7 protein-coding genes, 1 other RNA gene and 1 pseudogene are annotated in these 7,324 nt (G+C 38.1%); 5 read left to right on the top strand and 4 right to left on the bottom strand.

The window, feature by feature from the left end; translation table 11 throughout:
* The 5 genes and pseudogenes from H6A34_RS12850 to H6A34_RS12830 all read left to right on the top strand — a co-directional run.
* Window positions 1–270: pseudogene (locus tag H6A34_RS12850) on the top strand (hypothetical protein); the annotation flags it as partial.
* Window positions 271–510: 240 nt separating this feature from the next.
* The gene (locus tag H6A34_RS12845; RefSeq protein ID WP_239480882.1) at window positions 511–834 is read left to right on the top strand and encodes a hypothetical protein; all 324 of its coding nucleotides are present in this window, start codon (window positions 511–513) and stop codon (window positions 832–834) included.
* A 298-nt stretch (window positions 835–1,132) separates the two neighbouring features.
* Window positions 1,133–1,786: a recombinase family protein gene (locus tag H6A34_RS12840; RefSeq protein ID WP_205105840.1), complete on the top strand. Its 654-nt coding sequence runs from the start codon at window positions 1,133–1,135 to the stop codon at window positions 1,784–1,786.
* Window positions 1,783–1,950 carry a hypothetical protein gene (locus H6A34_RS12835; protein ID WP_205105839.1) on the top strand — a complete coding sequence of 56 codons (168 nt, stop codon included), beginning with the start codon at window positions 1,783–1,785 and terminating at the stop codon, window positions 1,948–1,950. Before H6A34_RS12840 ends, H6A34_RS12835 begins: the two co-directional genes overlap by 4 nt.
* Window positions 1,929–2,162: a hypothetical protein gene (locus tag H6A34_RS12830; RefSeq protein ID WP_205105838.1), complete on the top strand. Its 234-nt coding sequence runs from the start codon at window positions 1,929–1,931 to the stop codon at window positions 2,160–2,162. The genes H6A34_RS12835 and H6A34_RS12830 overlap by 22 nt, the downstream gene beginning before the upstream one ends.
* A 273-nt stretch (window positions 2,163–2,435) precedes the next feature.
* On the opposite strand, the gene H6A34_RS12825 is transcribed toward H6A34_RS12830, so the two are convergent.
* From H6A34_RS12825 to ssrA, 4 genes are all read right to left on the bottom strand, one after another.
* Complete coding sequence (locus H6A34_RS12825; protein ID WP_205105837.1) at window positions 2,436–3,521, bottom strand: ImmA/IrrE family metallo-endopeptidase; 1,086 nt, start codon at window positions 3,519–3,521, stop codon at window positions 2,436–2,438.
* A 457-nt stretch (window positions 3,522–3,978) separates the two neighbouring features.
* Window positions 3,979–4,812 carry an RloB family protein gene (locus tag H6A34_RS12820; RefSeq protein WP_205105836.1) on the bottom strand — a complete coding sequence of 278 codons (834 nt, stop codon included), beginning with the start codon at window positions 4,810–4,812 and terminating at the stop codon, window positions 3,979–3,981.
* A gap of 14 nt (window positions 4,813–4,826) precedes the next feature.
* Window positions 4,827–6,065, bottom strand: coding sequence for an AAA family ATPase (locus H6A34_RS12815; protein ID WP_239480881.1), 1,239 nt, complete (start codon window positions 6,063–6,065; stop codon window positions 4,827–4,829).
* A gap of 541 nt (window positions 6,066–6,606) precedes the next feature.
* Window positions 6,607–7,007: a transfer-messenger RNA gene (ssrA, locus tag H6A34_RS12810) on the bottom strand.
* Between the last annotated feature and the right edge of the window lie 317 nt (window positions 7,008–7,324).

Here is a 7,324-nt window from a genome sequence, read left to right as displayed (position 1 = left end):
GAGCACATAATCACAAGCTGCAACAAGGTATATCCTCATGAACCGGGACGGATGAAGGGTTATGACTGCCAGTTGGTTTGGTGGGAACAGTATGAGGAAATGTATGAACTGGTAAAGGATTCGCTTATTTCAGACCCAACATTGACACCTACTGACCTGCATTCATTTTATCATGATGAATACCCTTTGCTCGGACTTGACGACTTTGCAATGATATGTGACGATGCAGCTTCAGAACTCTATTACGAAAGGAACGGGGATGTCGCTTAACTGAATACCACACTCTCTTATGTCACTGAATACCAACCAATTAACATAAAGAAACCATCAACAAACCAAAACGCGGTTAACGAGGCTCTAAAACATGGCCTATTGGAATGCAAAACATGGCCTTTTACAAGCTGATTGACGGTATATTGGAATTTGGTTGATATTCAGTGTAATCTTAATCAACAAAACATCAAATTCAAGACAACAAAGATTATGAACACGACAGAAAACAAGCCTTCAATGGCAAGATACATTTGGCGAATATTCCAGCACAGTGCAATCCCTTTAAGCTGGGGAATATGCTTTGCTTCGGTAAGGACTTTAAGTAATGGTACGGAGTTTCATGTACAGGGATTCAAGATGACGGGTTATGTAAGAGTCGAGTATGACGAAGGCTCGGATACATTTACAATTACCCTTACTCCTGATGATAACAAAGAAAACAGGAAAATCATAGAAAACGTTTATCTTGACAACTTGATTTCAGTGATAGACGAAAACGTGGAATATTGCGAGGACTATGAAACCAAGATAAGGCAATGGCTAAGGAAACAAGCGGTCTGATTATGGGATATTTGAGTCTTTACAAAAATTACAATTACAGGAGAAAAACAATTAAATGAAAAATCACCTTCTGTAAAACTTCGATTTTCAGTAAACACTTAAATATTTGAAAGACTGAACTCTCTTAAATGCAGGGATATGTGAAAACGGTAAATGTGACAAAAGACCGAAAATCACGTATCTTTATTTTTGTTATTTACGACAACCGAAAATGTGTTCAATCCGTTTTGTGTTCAAATAATAGGCATAATGTTGGATTGGGCACATTATTTTGTATTCACTTAACTCAAAGAATTATATGGAAACAACAGCAGTGGTTTATGCAAGGGTATCGTCTACCAATGACAGGCAGGATACTTCAAGGCAAATCAGGGACTTGGAAATATTGGCGAAAACGAAATCCCTGAAAATCGTGAAAACATACGAGGAACATATATCAGGCGCAAGGAAAACACAGGAAAGGCCAATCCTGAAAGAGTGCCTGTCGTATTGCTTCAAGAATAAAATCGGAATCCTTCTCATATCGGAACTGTCACGCCTCGGAAGGAATGTTGACGACGTACTCTATAATGTCAGGCTTTGCAAGGAGAAGCACTTGAACGTATATTTCCAGAAAGAGCGGCTCTCGATATTCAACGCCGACGGGAAAGAGCATCCGTTCCTTACGATATTCATAGCCGTACTTGGGACATGCGCGGAAATGGAGAGGGAAAACATCAGGTTCAGGCTCAATTCGGGAAAGGAACAGTTTGTAGCTAACGGAGGGAAAGTCGGAAGAAAGGCTGGCTACAGGAAACCTGATGACAAGATGAAGGAAGAATATGCCGGGGTGATAAGACTTCTCCACAAGGGCTACCCGATAAGGATGATTGCCAAGAGCGAGAAAGTCGGTATAAGCACGGTTCAGAGAATAAAGAAAAGGTTTATGGACAATGAAAAGCAAACAGCATGATTAGGTATCACTTCAACATCACGATTGGCGGAATAAAACTAAATGTCAACGTAAACGCCAATAACCAACAGACAGCTTACGGAAAGGTAAAACGGCTCTATCCGATGGCGACTAACATCCACTTGACAAGAACTGAAAGGCTATGGAACCAAGGTATGTTATAATCCTCGACTTCTGCATCGGAGTCTTGAACATTATCAGGCTGACAGACGAGGAGGTAAAAGAATCCGAACAATACAACGACTTCGAGGAATATTTGTCAACGTGGGAGAACAAATACGGCTTCAGGTTGAATAATTGCCAGTGGATGACGACAGAGAACTTGAACGTTTACTGGTATGAAAACGGACAGGAAGTAAGCAGGGAGCAATTTTAACATTGAACGGGAAGGATGGCTCTAAACGGCTGTCCTTCTTTTATTTTTTTTCTTAAATGCGTATTCAAAAATTTTCAATTTATATTTCCCAAATAACTGACATAAAAATGGGAATAGATATGAAGAAATACTTTCCAATACATATTATGGACAATTCTGTCACTTTACCTTTCAATCAACAGTTTTTCTGCTAATAACCTCATTTTTACAGCAATATACGACACTTTGAAAAAATTGGCTATTTCTTTAATAGCAGTGTCACATGTTTTAATATTACATTCTTGATTGTCGAGATAAAACGGACAACAAAGAGGAATATCTAATTTGCTTTTTATTTCCATCGCATAATTTATAAAAAGGTATATGTGGCATTAAAAGGTACGACGCAAAGATATTAGCCTGTGTTTCTATACGTATTTCCCATTTTGCCCTTCCCGTAAGACATTCTATATCATAATCTTGCGCAATGGAAATATAATCTTTTAATAATTTACGATGAAGTATGGCATGTCCAATCTCATGTGCTATTGTAAATCGTTTCCGATGTTCATCAGTTATTAATCTTGATACATAGATTTTATTCTCCATAAAACTGTATTTGCCAATAAATTCTCCACAATCAGCATTGTAATCAAAAGCAATATTGTTTTTGATTATATAAAACATTAAAATACAATCCGGTATTATTACATAATCCTTTCCACATAAGAAATCTTTTGCAGATTGCTGAATTTGTTGATTTGTGAGATATGGAACATACTGACTTATTGGTCCAGGTATTATATCCAAAATACAGCAAAAATAATCAGACAATGAACTATAAATATCGGCTCCGTCTAATGCAATAACAGTAGTCGGTAATGTTTCAGAACACAATTTTTCACATGCTTCAAGATATTTCATTCCGTGTCGATTCCCAATACGATGTAAATCCCATATAATTGTATCGTTTATGTCAACTCTAATTAATGCGATATTATGATATTGAGCCATATTGATAGCTCCTGCCTGGAAACGGTTTGTCGTTATGAATATTCCTTTGGTTGCTTTTAAATCTTGAATACGTGTATTGAATTCTGCAATATCGCCCCTGTCAACAGGATGGCCATAATCTTTACACTCTATGAGTATTAAAAAATCATTTTGCTTTTCTACGCCTTCTATTGTTAAATCATTTATGACAGAATCACCCCAAGGAAATTTTTTCTTATCCTTTTGCTTTATATGAGCGGATGACGGAACTATCCAAAATTCATTTTGACCTTTTAATTGAATTTCTAGTCCATTATTATCTAACAATTTACGCAAGATATGATATGTACGCAATTCAAAATCATCGCCTTTCTTTACACTATTCATCTATATTATGATTTTCCATGAACGATTATTTGCATTGTGTTTGCCTCTTGTTTCTACCAATATTATTTATTATAGCTTTTCATATTCAATAATCATTCATTACAGGATTATACATTTTTGTCAAAATCAATCATATGTAATAGTAGGAATCATAAATCCTTTAAATTTCCCATTAAGCGTCCGAGTTCAGAATATGTGTAGTCCCTGTTACTTGCGTTTTTCTCGCCCAACGAATGGTTCGTATTTTCTGTCGCGACATTAACTTCCTCCATTTCGTTCAAAAATACCAAGTTTTCAAGTATTAACTCTTTTTCGTATTGTTTTTATGGCTATATTCTGAATGAGAAACTTTGTTGAATCAATAATTTTAGTAATTTTGCAGTGCAGTCCCGGTAGTTCCTCTCCCAGTTTTTAGTTGCTGGTGATGAATCCGGGTTTTTATTTTTGTCATTTAAGTTTAACCGTCTCTTCTTGTGAATTCTCTTCGCCAGGCTTTTCTTCGTTGCACGAATTCAGAATACTCATCGGCATTATTGTTCATTGTATCAATAAGATATTGGGCCATTTCATGCATTTGAGTCGCAAACAACGTTGGTATTCCATTTTCATCAACGGCAAAATGAGCCAAACTGTGTTCTATTCCTTCTACCATGTGTTCAAAGGCTATGCATGGATTAATACCACCTGCGACAAGACTTGGGCATATGTTTTTTAGCCTTTTGCTGCGTTTTGCAACCGGTTCGGATTTTAGACACATCAAATCATTTTCGGGGTCATTCAAGTAGCAGTAATACAACCATATCTCAAAACACGGATTGCTGACTATCCATTGGCCTTGCTCGCCATTTTTGTTGCAATTGAATATCTTGACTATTTGGTCATAAAATTCATCTACATCTGAAAGAAGAAAAACTTTATCAGCATCATCCAAGTGGAAGGTCTGAGCGCCTATCTTAAACTCTCCCACAGACTTGATTTGTTCCCATCTTTCTTGCATCTGGTATGGTTGGAGTCCCTGCCCTTTTTGGGACATGAAAACCACCCTCAATGAATGAAGTTCACGTTGCCGTATAAGTTCCCGAAGAAAATCTTTCTCCCTTTTCTCTCCTCCTGAAATAACAAAGACCAAACTGGTTGACAGTAGCCCTTCTTCCTTTCGATATGCAGGAGGAACATTCAAAGCTGCAAGCCTCTTATTTTCTCCCTTTCGTTCTGAAGCGGAGTTACTGATACGTTCTACTGGTTCCCGTTCCAGGTCATTTTTTGAATATGTAAGTTTTGATAAATCCATATCTTCTCAAGGTTTTACATATTCAGTTCACCAATAAACGGAATTGCTCCATACCTTCCTTCCATGTATCCATTCTCAATATTGATTGTGTTGTGGATTTTGAAGTCGTTTAACGAATACATATGGCTGCAGCCGTCCTTTTTCTCAACCATCCACACTTCATCGGTGCGCAGGAAATCTTGGTTAAGCAAGCAGGTTTGATGAGTAGTGAAGATAAGCTGGCCATTGGTTCCCTTTTCAGAAAAATAGCGTATCAGTTCACGAACCAAATGGGGGTGTATGCTGTGGTCTATTTCATCTATGAACACCGTCTTGCCTGACTTCATGGCATCATATACAGCCGGAACAAGAGACAGCAAACGTACTGTACCATCGGACTGGGCCTGTATATCCATATCCCTGGAAAAACCTCCCTCACCAAACTGCCTGAACATCATCTGGCTTATCTTCTTCACCCCGTCCTCCACGCTGATGGCCCGCGTATTCCTGAAATCCACTATCTCGGACAACACACCGGAACGCATATCCCGTAGTTTATCCATCGGCAAATCGCTGATGTTGTGCGAACTTACCCACTCGTCAAAGTTTTCAGTTTCAACCTTAACACCTGCTATGCCGAGATCTATGACCTTAAAAAGCTCCGAAGCGAATCGATTGATTTCAGTATTGTTCTTGAAGATTCCTATCAGAGTCGGATTGAATGAATGAAGACCTATGATTGTAAGCTCGTTTTCAAACCAGCCATGTGCAATGTCAATATTTTCATCGGCCAATACAGGCATATCATTATTTATTGTCATCAGGCTTGCAAACGGATTCTTTTTTATCCATCCCAACACCATATTATTAACTTCCTCTGAAGGTTTTAGCGCATACTCCACGTTTCCATCCTTCCGCATGAAAACACAGTAATTCTCCTTGGAACCCAAGCCGGATATTTGCAGGGTTTCGAACGTGATTCCTGTATTATTTACTTCAATCGAGTATATAAATGGTATCCCTGACTTTGTAACGAACTCTATGGTCAGCTCCAATGGGTCGGCACCTGCATCCTCTTTTAAAGCAAAGATATATTTTCTGATGTTCTCCTTGTTCAGGAAGCTCTTGTTCAAGGCGATGGCCTTCAGGAAATTTACGCCTTTCAATAGATTGGATTTTCCTGCTCCATTAGCTCCATAAATAGCAGCCATTTTCAGTACGGGCAGCTTTCCATTAATGACCGCAATATGGTTTGACAAGGATGTTCTTTTCATGTTCGGAAACATATCAAACTGTACTTCTTCATTGAATGAAAGAAAATTTTTCAATATCACACGGAGTATCATAATGAGTTCTATTTTTTATTATACATCAACTGGCTCAATATTTTGGCCATCCATGTGCAAAGATAGGATATTTTTATCTATCCGTGAATTTTTCACGCGATTATTTTATGATTGACATTAAATGTTTTCGAATTTCCCAACGAAAATAATGATTTTGATTTGAGGTTCTCCAACAGACATAATACATTGTAAATGGTGCCAAACTTCTCATTCAATATATCCTGCAACAGAGGTCGTTAATCATGTTTTTACAATTATTTTGCGAATATAGATATTAGGAAACGGGAAAATAACTAATTTTGCATCATGGGCTGGACATCAATTGTTTCAGCTTAAAAAAACATCATAAAAAACGAAAAAAATATACTATGGAATGTGTAATAATTGAAGAAAGGGGGGAGTAAATGGGGGAGTAGTTGGGAATAAAAAAGTCCTTAAGTACTGAAACTCAAGGACTTACGATTGGTGAAAGTGGAGCTGGAGGGAATCGAACCCTCGTCCAAACAGGGAAACCATACGCTTTCTACACGCTTATTCCGGCCTTCGGTTTTCGTGTCGTTGCAAGACCCGGACCACCAACAACGACCTTATCCCCTGAATTTTCATCATGCGCGCGGGGCCGAGCATGACTATTTCCGATTTAACCGCACCGCTTTACCGGAATGCTTCGGAACAACAGCTTCCGAGCGATGTCTCGTCCTGTCACCTTGTGACTGGATTAAGCCGATAATCTACTATGCTTCGATTAGGCAGCGAGAGCGTATTTGTTTTCGCCAGATAAATTTATGACTGCCGAGATTCAGGAGCCGACAGACTGCGCTCCGCGTGCTTACGTACCATTCCAACCCGCTGTCAAATCCAGTCAACCCCTTGACAACGTGCTTTTGGCACGAAGATATTTATACAAAGATATGTCTTTTTCTGTTGACAGACAAGTGTATGCCTCTTGTTTTAACTTTTTTTATTCATTATAGAATGGATTTATCGCGTCATGTATAGCTGTTGCCGTTTTTATGGTTCTTCCGCAGTTTTGTTGGATGGCCTTTCAGTAACATAAATTGAGCACATCGAGTTTTTCTTTTAAAAGATTAAAAATCAATAGTTTTGTTATATAATTTGAAGTATGGATAAGCCGGATAGTTTTATAGCCCTAAATTTCAATTTAATCAATATACAGGTACTGATTA

The organism is Marseilla massiliensis (genome assembly GCF_016899855.1).
GTDB lineage: Bacteria > Bacteroidota > Bacteroidia > Bacteroidales > Bacteroidaceae > Prevotella.
The sequence above is the reverse complement of the archived record's forward strand: the minus strand, read 5'-3'. Positions and strand labels throughout refer to the sequence as shown.